The 21109-nt window shown below is 48.4% G+C and carries 20 protein-coding genes; 8 read left to right on the top strand and 12 right to left on the bottom strand.

All coding sequences use genetic code 11. The features are described from left to right. Positions 1-425: 425 nt before the first annotated feature. Positions 426-1658, top strand: coding sequence for an SfnB family sulfur acquisition oxidoreductase (locus E6Q52_RS07360; RefSeq protein ID WP_292820510.1), 1233 nt, complete (start codon positions 426-428; stop codon positions 1656-1658). A gap of 89 nt (positions 1659-1747) precedes the next feature. Here E6Q52_RS07360 and ribB read toward each other — a convergent pair whose 3' ends face one another. Genes ribB through ssuD form a run of 4 tightly spaced genes read right to left on the bottom strand, consistent with a single transcriptional unit; the run spans position 1748 to position 5732 of the window. Beyond that, the gene (gene ribB / locus E6Q52_RS07355) at positions 1748-2446 is read right to left on the bottom strand and encodes a 3,4-dihydroxy-2-butanone-4-phosphate synthase (protein ID WP_292820507.1); all 699 of its coding nucleotides are present in this window, start codon (positions 2444-2446) and stop codon (positions 1748-1750) included. 18 nt (positions 2447-2464) lie between these two features. After that, entirely contained in the window at positions 2465-3319 is an 855-nt protein-coding gene (locus E6Q52_RS07350) for an amidohydrolase family protein (protein WP_292820504.1), read from the bottom strand. A gap of 50 nt (positions 3320-3369) precedes the next feature. Beyond that, entirely contained in the window at positions 3370-4590 is a 1221-nt protein-coding gene (locus E6Q52_RS07345; RefSeq protein WP_292820501.1) for an acyl-CoA dehydrogenase family protein, read from the bottom strand. Between the two features lie 8 nt (positions 4591-4598). After that, positions 4599-5732: an FMNH2-dependent alkanesulfonate monooxygenase gene (gene ssuD / locus E6Q52_RS07340; protein WP_292820499.1), complete on the bottom strand. Its 1134-nt coding sequence runs from the start codon at positions 5730-5732 to the stop codon at positions 4599-4601. Between the two features lie 382 nt (positions 5733-6114). On the opposite strand from ssuD, the gene E6Q52_RS07335 reads away from it, so the two are divergent. Genes E6Q52_RS07335 through ribA form a run of 3 tightly spaced genes read left to right on the top strand, consistent with a single transcriptional unit; the run spans position 6115 to position 9081 of the window. Then, positions 6115-7323 (top strand): acyl-CoA dehydrogenase family protein, encoded by a 1209-nt coding sequence (locus tag E6Q52_RS07335; RefSeq protein ID WP_292820496.1) that lies wholly within the window; start codon positions 6115-6117, stop codon positions 7321-7323. Between the two features lie 5 nt (positions 7324-7328). Then, positions 7329-8444 (top strand): sigma-54-dependent Fis family transcriptional regulator, encoded by a 1116-nt coding sequence (locus E6Q52_RS07330; RefSeq protein ID WP_292820567.1) that lies wholly within the window; start codon positions 7329-7331, stop codon positions 8442-8444. After that, on the top strand, positions 8431-9081 hold the full coding sequence (gene ribA, locus E6Q52_RS07325) for a GTP cyclohydrolase II (protein WP_292820493.1): 651 nt from the start codon (positions 8431-8433) through the stop codon (positions 9079-9081). Before E6Q52_RS07330 ends, ribA begins: the two co-directional genes overlap by 14 nt. A gap of 16 nt (positions 9082-9097) precedes the next feature. Here the strand turns inward: ribA and E6Q52_RS07320 are convergent, their stop codons facing one another. The 7 genes from E6Q52_RS07320 to E6Q52_RS07290 form a co-directional block, all read right to left on the bottom strand. Then, a complete protein-coding gene (locus tag E6Q52_RS07320; protein ID WP_292820490.1) occupies positions 9098-9682 on the bottom strand; it encodes a hypothetical protein in 585 nt (194 codons plus the stop codon). Between the two features lie 180 nt (positions 9683-9862). Then, entirely contained in the window at positions 9863-11140 is a 1278-nt protein-coding gene (locus E6Q52_RS07315) for a cytochrome c (RefSeq protein WP_292820488.1), read from the bottom strand. Between the two features lie 9 nt (positions 11141-11149). After that, positions 11150-13366 carry a xanthine dehydrogenase family protein molybdopterin-binding subunit gene (locus tag E6Q52_RS07310; RefSeq protein WP_292820485.1) on the bottom strand — a complete coding sequence of 739 codons (2217 nt, stop codon included), beginning with the start codon at positions 13364-13366 and terminating at the stop codon, positions 11150-11152. Positions 13367-13368: 2 nt separating this feature from the next. Beyond that, entirely contained in the window at positions 13369-13827 is a 459-nt protein-coding gene (locus E6Q52_RS07305) for a (2Fe-2S)-binding protein (protein WP_292820482.1), read from the bottom strand. Positions 13828-14704: 877 nt separating this feature from the next. Continuing rightward, complete coding sequence (locus E6Q52_RS07300) at positions 14705-15733, bottom strand: hypothetical protein (protein WP_292820479.1); 1029 nt, start codon at positions 15731-15733, stop codon at positions 14705-14707. Between the two features lie 155 nt (positions 15734-15888). Next, entirely contained in the window at positions 15889-16554 is a 666-nt protein-coding gene (locus tag E6Q52_RS07295; protein ID WP_292820477.1) for a hypothetical protein, read from the bottom strand. Between the two features lie 46 nt (positions 16555-16600). After that, positions 16601-16900 carry a helix-turn-helix transcriptional regulator gene (locus tag E6Q52_RS07290; RefSeq protein WP_292820474.1) on the bottom strand — a complete coding sequence of 100 codons (300 nt, stop codon included), beginning with the start codon at positions 16898-16900 and terminating at the stop codon, positions 16601-16603. Positions 16901-17012: 112 nt separating this feature from the next. Between E6Q52_RS07290 and E6Q52_RS07285 the strand changes: the two genes are divergently transcribed. The 4 genes from E6Q52_RS07285 to E6Q52_RS07270 all read left to right on the top strand — a co-directional run bounded on the left by E6Q52_RS07285 (position 17013) and on the right by E6Q52_RS07270 (position 20234). After that, positions 17013-17501 carry a hypothetical protein gene (locus E6Q52_RS07285; RefSeq protein WP_292820471.1) on the top strand — a complete coding sequence of 163 codons (489 nt, stop codon included), beginning with the start codon at positions 17013-17015 and terminating at the stop codon, positions 17499-17501. 8 nt (positions 17502-17509) lie between these two features. Next, positions 17510-17962, top strand: a complete 453-nt coding sequence (locus E6Q52_RS07280; RefSeq protein ID WP_292820468.1) for a hypothetical protein — start codon at positions 17510-17512, stop codon at positions 17960-17962. A 173-nt stretch (positions 17963-18135) separates the two neighbouring features. After that, positions 18136-19047: a protein kinase gene (locus E6Q52_RS07275; RefSeq protein WP_292820465.1), complete on the top strand. Its 912-nt coding sequence runs from the start codon at positions 18136-18138 to the stop codon at positions 19045-19047. Between the two features lie 5 nt (positions 19048-19052). After that, on the top strand, positions 19053-20234 hold the full coding sequence (locus E6Q52_RS07270; protein WP_292820462.1) for a hypothetical protein: 1182 nt from the start codon (positions 19053-19055) through the stop codon (positions 20232-20234). Here the strand turns inward: E6Q52_RS07270 and E6Q52_RS07265 are convergent. Continuing rightward, positions 20224-20949: a hypothetical protein gene (locus E6Q52_RS07265; protein ID WP_292820459.1), complete on the bottom strand. Its 726-nt coding sequence runs from the start codon at positions 20947-20949 to the stop codon at positions 20224-20226. The genes E6Q52_RS07270 and E6Q52_RS07265 overlap by 11 nt on opposite strands. Between the last annotated feature and the right edge of the window lie 160 nt (positions 20950-21109).

Below are 21109 nucleotides of genomic sequence, written 5' to 3'. Positions count from 1 at the left end.
GCGGCTGCCGCTTTGCGTGTGCAATAGCATTCAGGCCAGCTTGCTTAATCAATAGCAGCATCCATGCCAAACTTATTTATTGATATATTTCAATGACTTATGTTGTTTTTTATATTTTCATCCTGTTGAATTCAGGCCTATTTTGCTGATGCGCTGCTGCTGTAGCAGCATCTATCCTCAAAAAGCAGCAGCGCAATCCCTCCTGAGTGGTGTTTTGCGGCCATGCAGCTGCTGATTAATCAGCAGCCATTCAGCAACAAACTGTTTCTACAGAGGCGGCACAGGCATGGGATTTTCATGTTTATATTTAAATTCAATGACTTACAAATTGGCATATTAAATGCACTGTGAAGAGGGTCACGCGTCGTTGCTTAATCAGCAGCGCGACGCCTTTATTATCAACGTTGATCAGAGAAGGATTTAATATGACTGCACAGGCAAGCAACATTGCACATTTGCCCACCCATCAGCCGCGACAACCGGCACATATCATTAAAAGCGATGCCGAAGCCATTAGCGTGGCCAAACAAGTCGCCAGTGAAATCGCCAAAGAGGCGGTGATCCGTGACCAGGAAAGACGCTTGCCGCGCAAAGAGCTGGATTTATTTTCTAGCAGCGGCTTGTGGGGCATTACTGTGCCTAAAGAATATGGCGGCGCTTTTGTGTCGAACAAAACCTTGGCCGAAGTGATTGCCACGGTGGCCGAAGCCGACCCTAGCATTGGCCAGATTCCGCAAAACCATTTATATATGGTGGAAGGTCTGCGCCTGGACGGCACCGAGTTTCAAAAGAAATATTTTTATGAGCTGGTGCTACAAGGCGTGCGCTTTGGCAATGCCTTTTCTGAAATCGGCACTCGTAGCGTCAATGACGTCAAAACCAAACTGACACCGACCAACAGTGGCTACTTTTTAAACGGCAAAAAATTCTATTCTTCTGGCGCTTTGCTAGCAGACTGGGTGCCAGTGGTGGCCAAGGATGAGCACGACAATACCGTGGTGGCGTTTGTCCCGGCTGGCGCCGAAGGCCTGACCATCATTGACGACTGGTCCAGCTTTGGTCAACGCACCACCGCCAGCGGCACCACCATTCTGGAAAATATTTTTGTGCCTAGCGAGTATGTGTTGCCGCACCATTTGGCCTTTGACCGCCCGACCACGATGGGCCCGGTGGCACAGATTATCCAGGCCGCCGTCGACACTGGCATTGCACGTGCCGCGTTTAAAGACACGCTGCACTTTGTGCGCAACTACACCCGCCCTTGGATCGATACCGAGCTCGAACACGGTTACGAAGACCCGCACACCATTAAAGACATCGGCGACTTGCAGATTCGTTTACACGCGACTGAAGCCTTGTTGGCCCGCGCGGGTGAATATATAGACGAAGCGCAACGTAACCCGAACGAAGACACGGTAGCAGAAGCCTCGATTGCGGTGGCCGAAGCCAAGGTGCTGAGCACCGAAACCGCCTTGCTGGCAGGCAGCAAATTGTTTGAACTGGCAGGCACACGTTCCACATTAGGTGAATACAACCTTGACCGCCACTGGCGCAATGCGCGTACGCATACGCTGCATGACCCGGTGCGCTGGAAGTATCACGCAGTCGGCAATTACAGCTTAAACAACGTGAAACCGCCGCGTCACCCCTGGATTTAAGGTCATCGATGTATTGAAGGCCTTAATCTAAAGCCGCGATCAATAAAGCCCTCGTATGAGGGCTTTATTGTTTTAACGCGTATTGGCATTTAACCGCTGTAGACCATAGCCGCATCCAGCAATCGGCTTTGCTGACGAAACAACGGCACTGGCGATGTCTCGCTGCGCTGGCGCGCACGGTAGGCGATCATATCGGCAATGGTGATGATGATTAAACCATGTCGTTTGGCAAATTTGAATAAGTCCGGGCGTCTGGCCATGCTGCCATCGTCATTAACGATCTCGCATAACACACCAACCGGTTGCAAGCCTGCCAGTGCCGCCAGATCATGCGCCGCCTCGGTATGGCCGGGACGTTCCAGCACACCGCCACGGCGCGCACGTAGCGGGAAAATATGGCCAGGGCGGTGAAAATCACTGGCCACACTGGCTGGGTCGGCCAGCTTGCGTAGCGTGAGCGCACGATCCGCCGCCGAAATGCCGCTGGTGGTGCCGTATTTGTAATCGACGCTCACCGTAAACGCTGTGCGGAATGGATCTGCGTTATGCGTCACCATTTGTGGTAACTCGAGTGCCTGCAAGCGTGGCGCGGGCATACCGACGCAGACCAAACCGCTGCTATGCCTGACTAGAAACGCCATTTTTTCGGTGGTGATTTTTTCGGCGGCGATAATCAGATCGCCTTCATTTTCGCGGTCAGTATCATCCACCACAATCACAAACTCGCCGTTGGCGATAGCCTCGATGGCCGTGGATACCTGATCGAACTGCTCTGTTTTTTGTAACATACTGTTTCCTTTCACCTGCTAAACGCTGAGGTTTAACAACCGTGCGGCGTTTTGATAAAACACTTTGTCCAGCACCGTCTCTTTAAAACCCAGTGCGGCGAAATCATTGATGGTTTGCTGCATGGGTCGGAACGGATACGAGGTGCCGAACAACAACTGGTCGCCCAAAAACTGGTTGGCGGCTTGCACATAGAGCTCGGCGCCGGGCTGGAAAATATACATATCCGGCACTAAATACAGGTTGGGATAACGCAAAGCCGCGCCGACAATTTCATTTACAAACGGGTAATAGCCGTGAAAACAAATAATGTTTAAATTGGGGTATTTTCTCGCTACCCTAGCGATGGCATTCGGGTGCGCATAATCCAAATCTGGCGTGGTCGGGCCGGACATCACGCACACAGGCACACCGTATTGCTGGCACGCTTCGTAGACCGGTTCAAATATCGGGTCATCCACCTGGCGTGCAGGTTTACCAAAGCCTGGCTCGATATTAATCGCCTTAAAGCCATAGTGGTTCACGGCTTTTTCAATCGCCGCCAGCGCACTTTCCACGCCGCGCGTTTCAATATCCACCGAGCCTAAGCCCACCAATTTCGGGCTATGTTTGACCAAGTCGGCAATCTGCTGGTCGTCTATGGTTAAATCTGGGGTTTCGCGGCCAACCACTACGGCAAAATCAATGCCTGCGGCGTCAATCTCCTGCAAATAGCCTTCCAACGTATAGGAGCGACGAAAATGCTCAGGCTCTAGCGAGCCAACGCGCTGATTGAGCCATTTGGCTGTGTCGTATGCAGGTGTATTCGGCGTGGCGCCAAAAAAGTCATGCAAAAAAGCAGGACGGTTACGTAGATCAATAATGTTTTGTTTCATAAACTTTCTTTAATAATGGCCGTTCGAAAACGCAGTGAGTGATCACCTTGCTAGGCATAAAAACTGGGGGTTGGGTATTGCCCATTCAGCGCCCAATCGCCTAAATCTTTCAGTTTGTAATCCACCGGGTCATGCAGGGTATACACGCGCAAATTACGCCAGAATCTATCCATGCGTAGCTTGGCAGTGGTGGCACGGGCGCCCGCCACTTCAAAAATACGCGTGGTCACATCCAGTCCGGCCCGCGTCGCATTCACTTTGGCTGAGAACACCGCCAACGCCAGTTCGCCTCGCGTCTGCTCATCGAGGCCCAAGGTTTGCTGCCAGGCGGCATCGAGCAAATTGGCGGCGTGGTCGGCCAGCACCGCCGAGGCATGCAAGCTGGCCCAAAACTCGCCGTAATGCAGCAAGGTAAAAGGGTCTTCGTGGACGGTGTTGGCCAACGAACCCGACCACACCCGGCTGCTGCTGCGCGTATATTTGGCGCCTTCTTGCAAGGCACCTTCGGCAATGCCGAGGTAGATATTGGTAAAAATCAATTGCGCCACCAGCGAGCGCACGGTGGCAAACGGTGAGCTCAACGGGCCTGGCTGCATCAGTAACTCACTGTCGTCGACCCGCAATTGGGTAAACTCGGCGCTGCCGCTATCGGTCTGGCGCTGGCCGATATTGTCCCAATCGCCATTGAGGTGAATGCCACTACGGTTGGTCGGCACGGCGGCCACCAAAAACTTGCCGCTGCCCTCTTCAATCGCCGACACAATCAGATAGTCAGAACCCATGGAGCCAGAGCAAAAGCTTTTTTGCCCGCTAAACACATAGCCGCCAGTCACTTTGCGTGCAATGGTGCGGTTATCGAGCGGGTTTAAGGCATTGCCCCACCAGAGATTGCGCTCCGCCGTGAGGCGGAAATACTGCTGCCATTGCGACTCGCTGCCATACAGCCGGATAGACGCCAGCATCAAAAACTGGAAGGCGAATACCTGCGCAATCGAGCTATCAACGCGCGCAATCTGGCGGATGATGCTGTAAATTTGCTGCCAGTTGCCGCCCAAACCACCATCGTTTTTCGCGATCAGTAACTTGAGCAATCCGCTATCGCGCACCGCCTGCCGTTGCTCGTAAGGCGTGCCACCTGCAGCATCGCGCTCTACCGCTGTTTGCGCCAGGTAATCGCATAGTTGCTGCGTGATCTCTTGTATAGACCCGCTAAAGGCCACGCCGTGTGAAGCTTCAACGTCGTCCAGGCGTGAATTCAGTGCCAGTGTCATCTTCTCTCCTATGCCGCATGCTTGACTGGTTTGGCCGCGCCAAACGGGCCTGTCATATTGGTATTGATGCTGACTTCTGCATCGGCCTGCTGCTTGAGCGGCAGCAACGGGAACAACAACTCAGCCACGCGATACGACTCCTCCAGATGCGGATAGCCAGAAAAGATAAAGTAATCGATACCTAGCGCCTGGTATTCTTTAATGCGCTCAGCCACCTCTTGCGGGTTGCCCACCAGCGCAGTGCCAGCGCCGCCACGCACCAGGCCGACGCCAGCCCATAAGTTGGGCGAGACCTCCAGTTGATCGCGGCGGCCATGGTGCAAGGCCGTCATGCGTTTTTGCGCCACCGAGTCAAAATTAGCCACCGCGGCTTGCGCAGCAGCAATGGTTTCGTCGGTCACATGCGAAATCAGTTCGTCCGCCGCCTGCCAAGCCTGCTCAGTGGTTTCGCGCACAATCACATGCAGGCGAATACCAAAGCGGAGGCTACGACCTTGTTTGGCTGCCGCTTCGCGAATCACGCGAATTTTTTCCGCCACGGCAGCCGGTGGCTCGCCCCAGGTCAAATGCACATCAATATGTTTACTGCTAAGTTGAATCGCCGCGTCTGAGGCGCCACCAATAAACAACGGTGGATAAGGCTTTTGCAAGCTGCCGGTGGGCAAACTGGCGCCCTTCACGCGCAGATAGTTGCCCTCATAATCAACGGCTTCTTCGGTTAATACCGCACGCCAGATCGACAAAAATTCTTCCGCCTCCGCATAGCGTGCGTCATGCGCCAGAAAGCTGCCCTCAGCCTGCTGCTCGGCGGGATCACCGCCCGCCACCACATTAATCAGCAAGCGGCCGCCAGAAATGCGATCCAGCGTGGAGGCCATGCGTGCTGACACCACCGGCGAGATAAACCCCGGACGCGTTGCCACCAGAAACTTGAGCTGCTTGGTTTCGTTGATGAGCGCAGAAGAAATCACCCAGGCGTCTTCGCATGAACGGCCAGAAGGCACGAGCACGCCACCATAACCCAAGCGGTCAGCCGCCTGCGCAATTTGCTTTAAGTAGGACAATGTGGCCGGTCTGGCGCCTTTGCTGGTGCCAAGATAGCGCTGGTCACCGTGCGTGGGTAAAAACCAGAAAATTTCCATGATGTTGCTTTCCTTTTATTCATACAGCTTGTGGCAAGCATGATTGCAAAGAGCATGCCATAAATAAAAGTGATTAAATTCATGCACTTATAAAACCAAAAAACTGAATTGCTGAATAAGCAGCAGCTTTTCTGTGGCTGCTGCTTATTCAGCAGCACCTGTGCTGATTGCGCAGCAGCATGCGCAAACGCGCAATGGTTAGGCCAACCAGGCCTCGCAACAGGCCGCCTGACCAACTCAGATTCAAGCCTATGATTTATCAGCATAATTTATTCAAAAATAAACTTTTCACAGCTTGTGCAGCCACCACTTTTTCGCTACGCCGGAGTTGGCACAGAACATGCTGAACTGTTAAGCATAAGCAATCAAACGGATATTACTGTTGAATATCAATACTTTTTCTATCCCGCCCACGGCTAGCCTGCATCAAGGCCAGCACGCACTGGCTGTGGCCAAGCAACTGGCAGAGTCTTTCTCGCTCACGGCTGTAGAGCGGGATCATGTGGGTGGCACGCCGAAACTGGAGCGCGATGCGCTGAGAAACAGCGGCTTATTGTCGTTAATTATTCCGCGCCAATATGGCGGCCATGGCGCTGACTGGCAAGAAACCTTGCAGGTGGCGCGCGAGTTTGCCAAAGTGGATAGCTCGATTGCGCATGTGTATGGTTTTCAGCATTTAATGCTGGCCACCGTGCGCCTGTTTTCACGGCCTGACCAGTGGGAGCGCTGGTACGAACAAACGGCGCAACTCAACTGGTTTTGGGGCAATGCACTCAACCCACTGGATGAGCGCACGCTGTGCAAAAGCCACGACCACTGGCATGAATTCTCCGGCAAAAAAAGTTTTTGCTCGGGCGCACTAGATTCAGAGATGCTGATTGCTTCGGCCATTAAAAAAACCGATGGGCAGTTGGTGATTGCTGCCATCCCTACGTTGCGCACAGGCATCACGATTTTGGATGACTGGGATAATATCGGCCAGCGCCAGACGGATAGCGGTACGGTCAACTTTGAAAAAGTCAGGATAGAGCAGAACGAGTTGCTGACTGAGCCCGGCCCGCTGAGCAACCCGTTTGCCTGCCTGCGGCCACTCATCGCGCAACTGATTCTGACCAATATCTACTTGGGGATTGCCGAAGGCGCTTTTAATGACGCCCAGCACTACACTTTGCGTGAAGCGCGGCCGTGGCAAAATGCCAAGGTTGATATCACCAGCCATGACCCTTATATCCTGGCCCATTACGGCGAGTTTTGGGTCGGCCTGGAAGCCACGCGCGCGCTGACCAACCAGGCGGCAGAAAAGCTGGATGCGGCCTGGGCCAAAGGCCTAAGGCTGACAGAAGAAGATCGCGGCCTGCTGGCCACCAGCATCAGCACGGCCAAAGTACTGGCCACCCGCACCGGACTGGACCTCACCAGCCGCATGTTTGAGGTTGCAGGTTCCAGGGCAACGCATGCCGGGCTAAGGTTAGACCGCCACTGGCGCAACCTGCGGACGCATACCTTGCATGATCCACTAGATTACAAAATTAAGGAGCTGGGTGAATGGGCGCTGACTGGCAGCTTTCCACACCCTACATTTTACTCATGAATATTATGGACAAATTTATCGAGCATCTGGACACAGCGGACGACGTGGATTATCAAAGCAATCAAAAAAAGCTGCTCACGCTGCCGAATTCACGCACGCTGACCACCTCTATCCGCGCCACTGCGCAAGTGTTTGAGGATCCCAAATCTATCGCCTTGCTCAGCCGCATTCAGCAGATTGCGCCTAGCGACGCCAATGTGCTGATTATTGGTGAAACCGGCACCGGCAAAGAGCTGATCGCGCGCCATGTGCATGCCTTAAGCAACCGTAAAGGCAAGCCGTTTGTCGCGGTCAACTGCGGCGCGTTCTCTGAGACCTTGGTAGAAAGCGAATTGTTTGGCCACGAAAAAGGCGCTTTTACCGGAGCGTTTGTCGCCAAGGCAGGCTGGTTCGAAGCCGCTAACGGCGGCACCTTATTTTTGGATGAAATCGGTGACTTGCCACTGAGCATTCAGGTCAAGCTGCTACGCGTGCTACAAGAACGCGAAGTGGTGCGCCTGGGGGCCAGAAAATCCACGCCGATTGATGTCAGACTAGTTGCTGCCACCAATGTGCGCCTGGAAGAAGCCGTACAGGCAAGCAATTTCCGGGAAGACCTGTTTTACCGTTTGCGCGTGGCTCACCTCGAACTGCCGACCTTGAGAAACCGCCCTGGCGATATTTTGCCGCTGGCCGAATACTTTGTCGGCGAATATACGCGTCGCCTTGGCTACGCAGAAATCAGTCTCGACGACAGCGCCAAACAAAAGCTATTGCAACATAGCTGGCCGGGCAATATCCGTGAACTCGAAAACGTCATTCATCACTCACTGTTGATATGCCGCAATAACCTGGTGCGTAGTGAAGACTTACACTTATCGTCTATTTCGCTGCACCGCCCTAAACAAGAGTACACACAACACGCAGGCGGCCATGCGCCAGATTTGCTCGAAGACGCCTTGCAGCAACTGTTTGAGTCCGGCAAAGCCCAGCTCTATGATTATGTGGAAGACGCCCTAGTGCGCGCTGCGTATCAGCATTGCCACCACAACCAGGTGCAAACGGCCAAACTGCTTGGTTTAAGCCGCAATGTGCTGCGCGCCAAGCTGATTAAAATGGGGGCCATTAATGCCCTCAAGTAATCTGGCCATCAAACCAGCCCCGCCCGCATTGCAGGCGCTGATCACGCCACAGGCCAGCGCCAACCTGGCCACGGAGTATGGCAGCTACCGCCTGCATGCGTTTGTTGATCACAGAACCGGCATTGAACATATCGCACTGGAGCTAGGGGATGTGAGCGGCCAGGCCAACGTGCTTACGCGCGTGCACTCCGAGTGCCTGACCGGCGACGTGTTTGGCTCTCAACGCTGCGATTGCGGTGAGCAATTCAAGCAGGCGCAGCGGCTGATACAACAACAGGGGCAAGGGGTGATTTTGTATTTGCGTGGCCACGAAGGGCGCGGTATCGGGCTCACCAATAAAGTCCGCGCTTATGCCTTGCAAGAGCAAGGGCTGGATACCGTGCAGGCCAACCTCGCCTTAAACCTGCCCGTGGACCAGCGTAATTACGACATTGCCGCTGGCATGCTGCAACATTTGCAGGTTGGCTCCATACGCTTATTGAGCAACAACCCCGACAAATCTGCCGCACTCAGCGCCTGGGGCGTGCTGGTTGAAACCGTGGCGCCACTTGAAGTGGAAAGCAATCCACACAATGCACAGTATCTGGCGACCAAAAAGCACAAATTGGGGCATCAGCTTGACCTGGTTGCAGACTAAAGTCCGCGCATAAACATCAATGGCATGCCGCAGCCACCTGCTCACGATCTCGTAGGCGCAGCATCAATGTTTGCAGGGTTGTAGAAATATGCTGCTGCGCAACGGGCTGACGCAACACCGTATTCATCTGCGTGTTAGCCTGCAAACGCAGCGGCAACGCTTGCAGCTCGCATAGCAGCATTGCGAGCCTTCGCTGGTCACGTTCGGCTGGAATATCAAATTCGTTATGGCTGCCATAAGCCTCAAACACCAACGTTTCCAAACCAACCACCAGCGCCAAAATATGGTCACCGGCAAATGCTTGATCAAACAGCAAGGCTAAGGCCTCTTGTCCTTGCAAACGACGAATACCCTCAAAACGCCAATTCGCTTTGCCATCAAACACCCACTCGGTCATTTCGCGCGGCCCCACCTGGGTGCTCTTGGCCAGTTCGGCTGGGTATGCAGTGTATAAGGCCTGCATCAACGCGCGCAGGTCTTCGGTATGTGCGCTCACGGCCTGTTTAGTGGTTAACTGCGGCACATGCGCTGTTTTTGGGGCTGGCCGCGCATGGACTGCACTCACACATAGCAATAACAGGGCGATACAAACAAATAACACATGACGGCATCCCTGCCGGGGCTGCATCCATGGCATCATTTACCTTTCAGACGTCATCAAAAAAATCGCCCGAGTGAATCACTCGGGCGATTGATACTAATGATGCAGTCCACGTTTTGAAAGGGCTCAATTCACAAGATTGCCCATGAAATCAGCCTGCGCACATCTTGCAAATATAGCTTAATGAGCCGAAGGCGCCAGTTTGCGAATCTTGGCGACGTCCTGCGCGCTGGTCGCCTCCAGCGGATGATTCCACGCCGTCTGCATAAAACTGACGAGCTGCGCTACCTCCGTGTCATTCAGCATGTGGCGGAATTTCGGCATATTGAACGGTGCCGCCACGCCTTGCGCTTTAAGCTGCGGCGACCCATTCAAAATCACGTTAATCAGTGATGATGGATCCGGGTCCATAACAGCAGGGTTGCCAGCCAGCGGTGATAAATAAGGCGCCACCCCTTTACCATCCTGACCATGACAGGCTACGCAATATTGTTGATACAACCTGGCGCCTGGATAACTTGTGACGGTTTTAAATTGAGCCTGAGTCGCGTTCGGATCATATTGATAAGGTTTTTGATGCTTGTCGTTGGTCCCTTTGATTGTTTTCAAATAAGTCGCGATACCGCTTAAATCCTCTGTTGTCATGCCTTCTGTGCTGTTGTTAATCACGGTGGTCATGGTGCCAAACGCAGAACTATGCTGATTCGCCCCAGATTTGAGATAGACCAGAATATCTGCCTCAGACCATCGGCCAAGGCCAGTATTGTGGTCACCACGTAAATTGGTGGCCGACCATCCTTCGAGGGTTTCGCCACTTAAAAAGTGATCCGAGGCATGCGTCAGCCCTTTTTCTTGAAACGCCAGACCACGCGGTGTGTGGCAAGCGCCACAATGCCCCAGCCCCTGCACCAAGTAAGCGCCACGATTCCAGCTGGCATCTTTTGAGGCATCTGCCTGATATGTCTGCTTATCCAGAAAAATGCGATTCCAAACAGCCAAAGGAAACCTGTAATTTAAGGGCCAGGGAATCTCGCTCGCCTTGTTTGATTGGCGCACAGGTTTAACGCCATGCATAAAGTACAAATAAAGATAGTGAATGTCGGCGTCACTGACTTTGGCATAAGACGGATAGGGCATGGCCGGATAAAGATGATGGCCATCTTTGGCCACCCCGCGCCGCAGGGCGTGAGCAAACTCGGATTCAGTGTATCGACCAATGCCTGTTTCGGCATCAGGCGTGATATTGGTTGTATAAATAGCGCCCACTGGCGTCAGCATGGGCAGGCCACCCGCGTAGGGTTTACCATGCGGTGCAGTGTGACAGGAGATACAATCCCCGACCCGGGCCAGATACTCCCCTTTTTTGACCTCTGCCAGATTGACGGCAAACACACTCAAAGAGTAAGTAAACGTGATCACTGAGAGACCTAATTTCATCAACCCTGATGCCAGATTCATTGCGGCTCCTTATGCTTTCAGTTGTTGACCAATCGGCAGTTTGCGAATGCGTTTGCCCGTGGCCGAGAACACGGCATTGGTTAATGCAGCGCCGATGGCGGCAGTGCCAGGTTCACCAATGCCGCCTGGTGCCTCGGCACTTTTAATCAGGTGCACGTCAATCGCCGGTGATTCATTCATGCGTAGCATGCGGTAATCATTAAAGTTCGTTTGCTGCACCCGGCCATGTTCAATGGTAATTTCGTTGAATAAAACAGCGGTCAGGCCAAAAATAACGCCACCTTGAATTTGCGCAATCACGGTATCCGGATTCACTGTCATGCCGCAATCCACCGCAGAGACCACGCGGTTAATTTTCACCTCACCCTGATCATTCACCGTGACATCGACCACCATCGCCAAGAAGGTGCCAAACGCATGCATCACAGACACACCGCGGCCCTGCCCTTTTGCGAGTGGCTTACCCCAGTCACTCTTGCTCACCGCCGTTTGCAAAGCGTTTTTCAGTCTAGGGCTTGGACTGAGCAAATCCAGCCGGTATTTCACTGGATCGATGTGCGCCAAGTGCGCCAGTTCATCGATAAAGCTTTCCACCACAAACGTACCACGCGTCGGGCCAACGCCGCGCCAAAATGCGGTGGGCACATCTCGCGGCTCTACCCGTACGTAATCAACATACACATTCGGTAAGGCATACGGCAGTTCCGCCGAGACTTCTACTGCATCCGGGTCTACGCCGTTTTTGACTAATGGCGGCGCAAAGCGCGCCATGATAGACGAGCCGACAATACGGTGTGACCATGCAACCGGTTTCCCTTGAGCATCCAGCCCGGCAGAGATGCGATCAAAGTAATAAGGGCGGAACATATCATGCTGGATATCTTCTTCCCGGGTCCAGATCACTTTGACTGGCCCCTTCACTTGCTTGGCCACTTTCACCGCCTGCACAACGCCATCAAACTCTAGCCGTCTGCCAAAACCACCGCCAATCAGGAAGTTATGTAACCTGACTTTTTCAACCGGCATGTTGAGTATTTTGGCTGCCATGCCCTGCGCAAAGGTAGGGATTTGCGTCCCCACCCAAATATCGCAGCCAAAAGCGCTGACTTCTACCGTGCAGTTCATAGGTTCCATCGTGGCATGTGCCAAAAATGGTTGCTCATACTCAACACTGAGCGTTTTATCAGCTTTTTTATAAGCACTGGCAGCATTGCCTGTTTTTTTAGCCACGGCACCTGGCTTTTTGGCTGCTTCACGCAAGTCTTGAATCAAATCACGGGTGTTGACCGCAGCGCTTTTGCCTTCATCCCATGTGATCTCTAACGCGCCCAGGCCACGTTTGGCGGCCCAGGTATTCGTGCCAATCACCGCAACCGCATTATCCACCTTGACGACTTGCAGCACGCTCGGCATTGTCAGGGCGCGGCTATCATCCACACTGGCGAGCTTGCCACCAAACACAGGACAGGTGGCAATCACCGCGAACTTCACATTGTTTGGACGCGCATCAATGCCAAACTTGGCCTGACCATTTGCTTTGTCAGGGGTATCCAAACGCTTGGCAGAAGTCCCGATCAGTTTAAAGTCTTTAGGGTCTTTGAGCACGACGCTCTTGGGCACCGGCAATTGACTGGCAGCAGCGACTAGCGCACCGTAGCTCAGTGTTCGCCTTGATGCATCGTGGTAAACCACGCCCGATTTTGCATAACAGCTCGCTGCAGCCACTTTCCATTTCTGTGCAGCGGCAGTCACGAGCAATGATCGACACACGGCGCCCGCCTGACGCATCGGCTCCCACAGTGCACGGATGGAGGTTGATCCGCCTGTGACCTGCGCGCCCAACAACGCATCTGCATAAAGCTTCTCATTGGGCGGGGCATGCTCCAGCTTCACCGTGTGCAGATCCACCTCTAGCTCTTCTGCTAATAGCATAGGAATAGAGGTATACACCCCCTGTCCCATTTCAACCTTGGGCATAATCATGGTGACCTCGCCTGTTTTATCAATCCTGATAAATCCATTAGGCGCCAGCACGCCCTTGCCGTTGTCCAACTCACTATAGGCCTGGGTTTGCTTGCTTTGGCTCAAGGCCGGCAAACTGATACTTAACACCATACCGCCAGCCGCGGTTGCACTGACTGAGGCGGCTATTTTAAGAAACTGACGTCGAGGAGGATTCGCCACCGTGTATTGATCGGCTAATGCTTGAATAAGCCCTTGTGACATGATCAGACTCCTTCCTTGGCAGCTAACTTGATCGCCGCACGTATACGTGGATAAGTGCCACAGCGGCAAATATTGCCTGACATGGCAGCATCGATTTGCGCATCATTCGGCTGCGGGTGTTGGCTAAGCAAAGCACAAGCTGACATGATCTGACCGGACTGACAATAACCACATTGCATCACCTCCTGGTCTAACCAGGCTTTTTGAATTGACTGACCAGCTGCGGTTTCGCCAACCGCCTCTATGGTCGTAATTTTTTTACCACTCACGGCCGAAATCGGTAAGACACAAGAACGCGTCGCCTGACCATCCACATGAATCGTGCATGCGCCGCATTGCGCAATGCCACAGCCAAACTTGGTGCCTGTCAGGCCGATAATATCTCTGATCGCCCATAGCAGGGGCATATCATCCGGGGCATCTACTTGGTGAGTGGTACCATTGATATTGAGGGTTGCCATGAGTGGGGGTCCTTCCTAGAAAAGCGCATTACAACGGGTGACTGACATGAATGTACGCATGATTCATTTAAATAAATAAACTCATGAACACCGCCAAGAATGAATTAATTTAAATGTCGAATCAAGTCTTAAATTTATTAAATTCTTGCCTAAAACAATGTTAGTTTTTGACTGAAGCACCCCAGCCAGCGTTTATCATTGACTAGGTGTATAGATTCAAGAGGTGGCAGATTCCGATCTGACGCTATCTGCGAGGCAGATTATGCCTGCTCACTCTCCCACATGCACTAGCCTGGTTTTTCTTATTAAGCAGAACCACATCATTTTCTATTTCTACATCTCAATCACACATTTTGTTGATGCACAAAATAATAAAGCCCTGTAAAAACAAGGCTTTATTAAATCTACAATAATTGATTTGGTGACTGTCAAAACGGTAGTACTTATAAAGGGGAGATTTCCTACTTAAAACGATTCATAAATAACGACATCATGACGCTTACACAAATAAATGTTAAGTTATGCTCCTTTTTTGGGAGGAAAAGTGCTTTGAAATGAGCTTGGAGTTTTTGAGTGTAAAGATAATATCTTTACAAAAATATCTCTCATACTTGAAAGCCCTCATATAGAATGATTACGAATCAGCAACGCTGCTTGAATTAACTGTTTAAGTTTTCCTCTTCCAATCATAGACTTTTTATAACATCGTCAACTTGTTTGCTGATATCAAAAGGACTGTTAACTGACCCTGATAGCAACCTTGAGACTTTTGTATTTAGCATAATGAGTATGCTGTGAGGCTGATCAATTAATGTCAGAGTTCACTAAGGGCCTTATGCCCATCAAGGTGATATGAGAAAATATACACAATCTTCATTCAATCTTCTCGCATAACCTTTTCATATACGTGGTGGTGGTATCCACAAAGTCCTCCGTTTGCCTGATCATCCTGGCGCAACGGTTCTTCACAAACGTTACACTCTTTGTAATCGAGCTCCACTTCACACCATAAGCACTGTTGCTCATGAATGACGAACGTGTCACGCTGACATTCATCGCAGCGCTCTACACTAGGCTCACCACCATCACGTGGATCATAATCAAAGTCATTACTTAGACTTTTGATAATCAAAGGTGCAATGAGGTCTCTGTATCCACAAGCTACACATTCATACCTGAATGTTATATCGTCCTCATCTACTTGCAACCCATCGTCAAGGTCATCACTATCTGGACGTATAAGAGATGAGCCACAAGCCTCGCATTGGCATTTTTCCAACCAAGGTTGGATTAGCTTTGGCACGGCGGCTTCAGTCCAGGCTTCTGCACACTCTTTAATTGTGTCAATAAAAAATGTGTGATGTTTGAGCATTATCGGCCAAGCCCCACCCAATAGGTCCGCAGGTTGTTCGTTCATCTCAGAATGTACAAAATCACGTAATATCGGGAACAGCTCAGCGACAAAGTCTGCGACTTCACCGAGTGTATTAGCCGGATGCAAATGTTCCAAATGATTGCGGCACTCTTGGAGCTTATCGATAGTTTCCCAATCCATTTCAATGCCGAAACCATCGAAGCGCTTTTTTATCGTTGTAACATCGATAGTCGTTTTTTTGAAGTTTCCTACAGGTTGCCACTCAACTCCGCCGTGACCATCCGCTTGAGGTAATACTTCAGGGGGATTAAATATCAAAGTAGCTGCATGTTCAGGATCATCTACGGATGTAGCAATTTTATATTTAAAGAGTAGTAATACTCCTGCAAATAAATTCCGAATAGCTGAAAGGGCTCGTTCAGGATCACCCCCTTGATCAAATGGAATCTGACTGCGCTGAAAGTCCTCAATTCCTAATCGAATGGAAGTCAGCGCATTTTCCTTTAATTTTTCTGCATCTAATAATGGCACCTCTTCGCCCTTTCAAAATATTGTTCATACCTGCGAGTACATCCAATTACAAGTTATTCGACTTAGTATCAACTCATTATTCAATATTAAGCTTTTATTGACCTCTATTTAATAAGTCGGGAACAGGCATCCAAAACCTATTTAATGATCAGAGATTAGCGATTATTAATTCTGGCCATTAACAATGGCTCTAAAATTTCCGCTCGAAGGACTGCAGTTTCTAGCGAAATTTCCCCAGTGGAGAACAATTCCCATAGTTCCAAAATTTCAGGCTCAAGCTTCTCCAAATTCATCACCGCAGTGTTTCCAGTTGTTAGGCCATTCCACATATAATTTGCAACTTCTGTGACTAAATCTACACCTCGTTGGAACCACTTTTCTGAGTGTATAGTCACATCCAATCCTCCTGACCAATGAAGGTATTGAGACACTCTGCCATGGTGAGAATTTAGTTTTTTGTTGTCCCATTTAGTAATGGGAAAATTCGGAGGCATCATTGCTTTACTGAAATCAACAAGCATTTCATACTTTGGAATCAGTCTATTTATAACCTTAGTTAACTTGACGACATCACCTTTGCATTTTTTATAATCTTTCCGGTCAAGAGTAGTGCCCACGCCAACTATTAACTCTTCAAATACTAATTGTTCTATGGCCAATCTAACTTCAAGCGCAGCATACTCCAAAGCACTAACAGTTTTTGTCTTTACCGCAATATCCAACCAGGATAAAGCTTTGAATACTCGTCCCGAGGATTCGTAGAAATTTGAATCATTCAATATTTCCTTTGGAGATCGGTTTCTGAAGTTGGGAGGGCTCATGAAGAATCTTTCTAGTAATTCAGCGTAATCCGACTCGGCAATGAAGTTAGGTTAATTTAACCTGAGACTCATTTATGGTTTTTGAGTCCTCCAATATCTTGGTCATTAGCTGCAAGGCATCAAGACTTTTATCATGTATAAGGTAGGCTTGGAATAACAATGAAACAGCATGAACACCCATCAACCCTGCCAACTGATCCAATTTATCAATGGTTGGGGAGCTGAGGCCGCGCTCCAGATGGCTAATGTAGCTTCTAGGGGAAATTGTCTCGAAATCTTCCTGTGTCAGCTTTACTGATTTTCGCGCTTGAGCGAATACCTCACCTAACGCTCCTTTAAGTTCCATTTTGTGATATCTCTCAGCTCAGAAAATCACATTCTTCAGTAATGACTGATATATAACTACACGATATATCAGTCATTTTGTTTTAAAAAACTATAAATTTTTAAGTTAATATATGAATAAAGTAGATTTTTTATGTAATGATATATCATTCATTTTTACCGCTATCTATATGTTTAACGCTAAGAAAAAGAACATAGTCATTCACGAACAAGATATAAGCATGGTTTCATTAGCTATCGTTGAATTACCCGTGCTTGACCCATTGTTTATGTGCGAAATACAAGAGTTTGAGGATGAAGGAAGGAAACCTTCATGCGTTACTCAAAAACTTGTTTCTAATTTTGAGAGCCTTGCCAGTATTGCTGAATCCCACAAACTAAAGGATGCATATCTCCTTAGTCCAGGTCATTTGAATAAGTCTGAAAAATGGGCTCTTCATCGTTTGGTACAAATTAGAAAAGCAGAATATTTTCATGAAGGCTGCAGCGGCTATGTTTATCGTTATGATCTAGATAATGGGAGTTTCATACTACACGACCTAAACGGACTTAATAAAAATCAAAACGAACTGATTTTTGAGACCATATTAAAATTAGCTTAGCTCGATTTATGAATTCCTCAAATCTCATACAACAGGCGCAAGATTTAATTCCTGAAAGCTTAGATGAAATTGTCAGAATAAATAGAGATCTGCTCAAGCTTGAATATGCAAATTCAGAAGACCTATCAAGGTTAGCCACACGCATACAAAACACAAACTTCAAAGGCACATTAGTTGAAGCCTTCTTATATAAAAGACTTACAAAACTAAGTGAGGTTGAACCGATCTGTGCAGTCGGGTATTTGATTACTGAGTCTGGAAAAGTAGCTTTCCATACTTCGCGAGTCGTAGGCGTGGACAACGACCAAAAAATTATCGTCACAGCTTCAGGCTCTCATTACATGATTTCTAGCTTTGCTGATACCAGGCAGACCGATTCCACTCTTCTACTACACATTTGCCATGTTGCCCACCGAGATGGGTGGGGTACTCACTTCGGTATACCAGAAATTTACTATTAATCTGCGTTGAATATAGTAAGGTGCATCGATGAGATGACCATCTAATGCACTACTTCCAACACCATTCTTTATTGACCAAATACCATAGACTCAGGTTTATAAATATTGACTGCTATATTTACAAATTTGTACTATATTCAGTATGTTTCTTGATAAAGCTATAACTAATAAGAATGAAACTATTTGATACTCCTGATCTGAGGGATTTATTGGCTCGTTTACTTCCGGGACTAACTATCCAAGCAGTTGCATCTCCTTCAGGTCAAAGAGTAGTATATTTTTGCAATCCTGAAAATGCTGATTGGATACCTGATCATACACAGTGGGAAGAAGTCGTCTTAAAAGTAGCGTGCGGAGATTCACCGCAAACAGTAAGCTACATTCAGCGAGAAATTCAAATATTATCCTCACTCGCAACTCCTCACTATCCCAGACTGATTTATTCTGAAACGTTCGTTCAAGACCCTGCTACCGAAGAACCGCTATCGTCCAAACTCTTTATAACAATTGAAGAGCGAGTACAAGCTGAACCACTAGACCAACTCAGAGGTAATTACATCTCCGAATCAGCTGTTTTAGATCTTATCAAAAAGTTGGTAATTGCACTGCAACCACTTTGGGAGTCTAAACCTCCACTAATACATCGCGACATTAAGCCTCAAAACATATTGATTCGACCTGATGGAGAAGTTGTGATCATCGACTTGGGCATCGTAAGGGTGGAGGGAGTAGCTGGAGTTACATTAACCATTGGAGACTTTGGCCCCTGCACTCCCAAGTATGCTAGCCCAGAGCAAGCACGAAATGACAAATTGAATATATCATTCAAAAGCGATTTTTTCTCATTAGGCACTTTATGCTATGAATTACTGGCTGGTTTCAACCCTTTTGATGACGGAGCTTCTGATTTATATACAGTCCTACATAATGTCGTTACTAATAAGGCGAAACCTTTACATGACTTAGGATTATGTTCAGCTGAGTTTTCAAACATCATACAAAAGATAATGGAAAAAGAACCGTACAAAAGGTTTCGCAGAATAGTAGATCTTACCGCTGCATTAGAAGCATGCCCTCGGAGATAAAAACAATGAAAATAAATCTATTTCATCAGTGCGGTCACAACACAGTTTGGAACAAAGACTCTCTACAGAGAGATCTCTGCGGTAATGGACTGATTTTAAGCCCAATCCATCAAGCAAAGGATGCAGTTGAAAGCATGGACCTGGAGCTAAGACAGCAGTCTTTTTTTGATCCTCAGTTCTACTTGCCAAGCTCTCAAAAGGTAAAACTTAAAACGTATGATTTCTTTCCTGAAACCATCTCCAAAGGATTCTCAACCGTTGACTTTACTATGCTTGCTTTGGAAGCAGCCCGACAATGCGTTCAATTTCAAGTAAACCAACAGTTTAATAGAGTAATTATTCCTGCAAGGTACTTTGCAGATATGGTTCCAGATTACTGTGAAAAACAAGATATTTATACAGTTCACCCGTTTCTTCAGGCAATTGAAGAATCAGGGTACGATGGTGATGTGTTCTTAACGCTCCCCCTTACTCAGGGGATGATTAAACATGAGGGTTACAGAACAAATATACTAAATTGGGTCACTAAATACCCCAGAATCAATGGCGTCTACATTTTAATGGACGCACAAAGCAAAACCAAACAAATACAAGACTTTGAGCTGCTCAAAGCCTATTTATGCATGGTGAAAGAGTTGGCTGATGTTGGTTTGAAAGTTACTATTGGCCACGCAAATACAGAAGGTCTCCTATTTAGCTTAATAGATGGCACTGAATTAACTTTTGGTGCCTACGAGAATACTAGAATGTTCTCAATCGACAAGTTTGTGGTTGTAGACGAGGAAAGACGTGGGCCGAGGGCAAGGTTATATCTTCCAGGTCTTTATAATTGGATTTTATATTCTGATGCACAACAAATTCGTGCAGGCTTACCAGAGATATGGAGCGAAGTGTATTGGGAGACGCCTTACGGGAATCAAGCCCTTGACGCTGCTGCTGAGCCTTCATTCAACTACCCTGGATTGTATAAACACTTCTTTATTTCTTATCAATCTCAAGTTGATCAACTCTCAGAGTTGACGATCTCAGAACGATATCGATTCCTTCGAGAGAGGCTAAATCAAGCTGGAAGCTTCTATCAACAAATAAAAGACTGGCCTCTAGATTTGGAGAGACATGGAAACGGCGATCATATTAAGCCTTGGCTTGATGCCATCAACTGGTTCTACAGAGAGTTTATAGCTTGAGTGTAGAGGCCAAAAGTAGGACGTTCGCATACCAAAAACGATATTGAGATTTTGGTATTATCGTGCTGCATCCGATCAAGGGATTTAATTTCCCATCAGGCGAAATAGAAATCAAACCAACATTACGCTTTGTAAACTCAAGCTTATTTTCCATCGCTTTTTTGCAAAACTTACTATCCATCAGAACCCATGATTGGTTAGCAAACTCTTGATAGCTTGTTGCTTGCAATAAAGCCCGCCTCCAATCTTTAAGCTTTGCTTCAATCGCATAAATATTAGCTATAGGGGGCCTTGGTTGCTTCAACTTTATCCAGCCAGATGCTGACTTGTCACAATAGCCTGCCAAGGAAAATTCTTTTAACACTCTCTCTGATGTACTTTTTGATATACATGCAAGAGAGGAAAAATACTCAACATCAAATGCTTTTCTGTAGGGTAAAGCCACCAATGAATTAGCCATTTGTGGCCGGATCAGTGCAAGCGAAGAGTTATTTTTCCAATCTTTTCTTGTATTGTACAAAACAATATCTGCAATGCCATTTCCAGCATTTAACTCACTAGTCCACTCCAAGTGGTTAAATATATTTTTATGTGAGTTTGTGGTGAAAGTTTGGACTAACTCACTTTCAGATGAAAATGAAATTGGCTGTTCAACATCGATTTTAATGTCGAAGGCTTTTTCTTTCCTGAAAGGCGAGCTAGATAAATTAAACATACGGCTTCCAAAAAATTCTTTGATACACAATGCCCAGTTGATTATAAACAATCGACCATAAACAGTACATAACCGAGGTGTCGTTGTTCCATCAATAATTGATGCCCACGAATAGTACATGGTTTTCGAGAAGATATTCGCCTCTTTATAGGGCTTCCAA

Source organism: Methylophilus sp. (assembly GCF_008015755.1).
Lineage (GTDB): Bacteria > Pseudomonadota > Gammaproteobacteria > Burkholderiales > Methylophilaceae > Methylophilus.
Note: the sequence above shows the minus strand (reverse complement) of the source record. Positions and strands in the feature narration are given on the sequence as shown.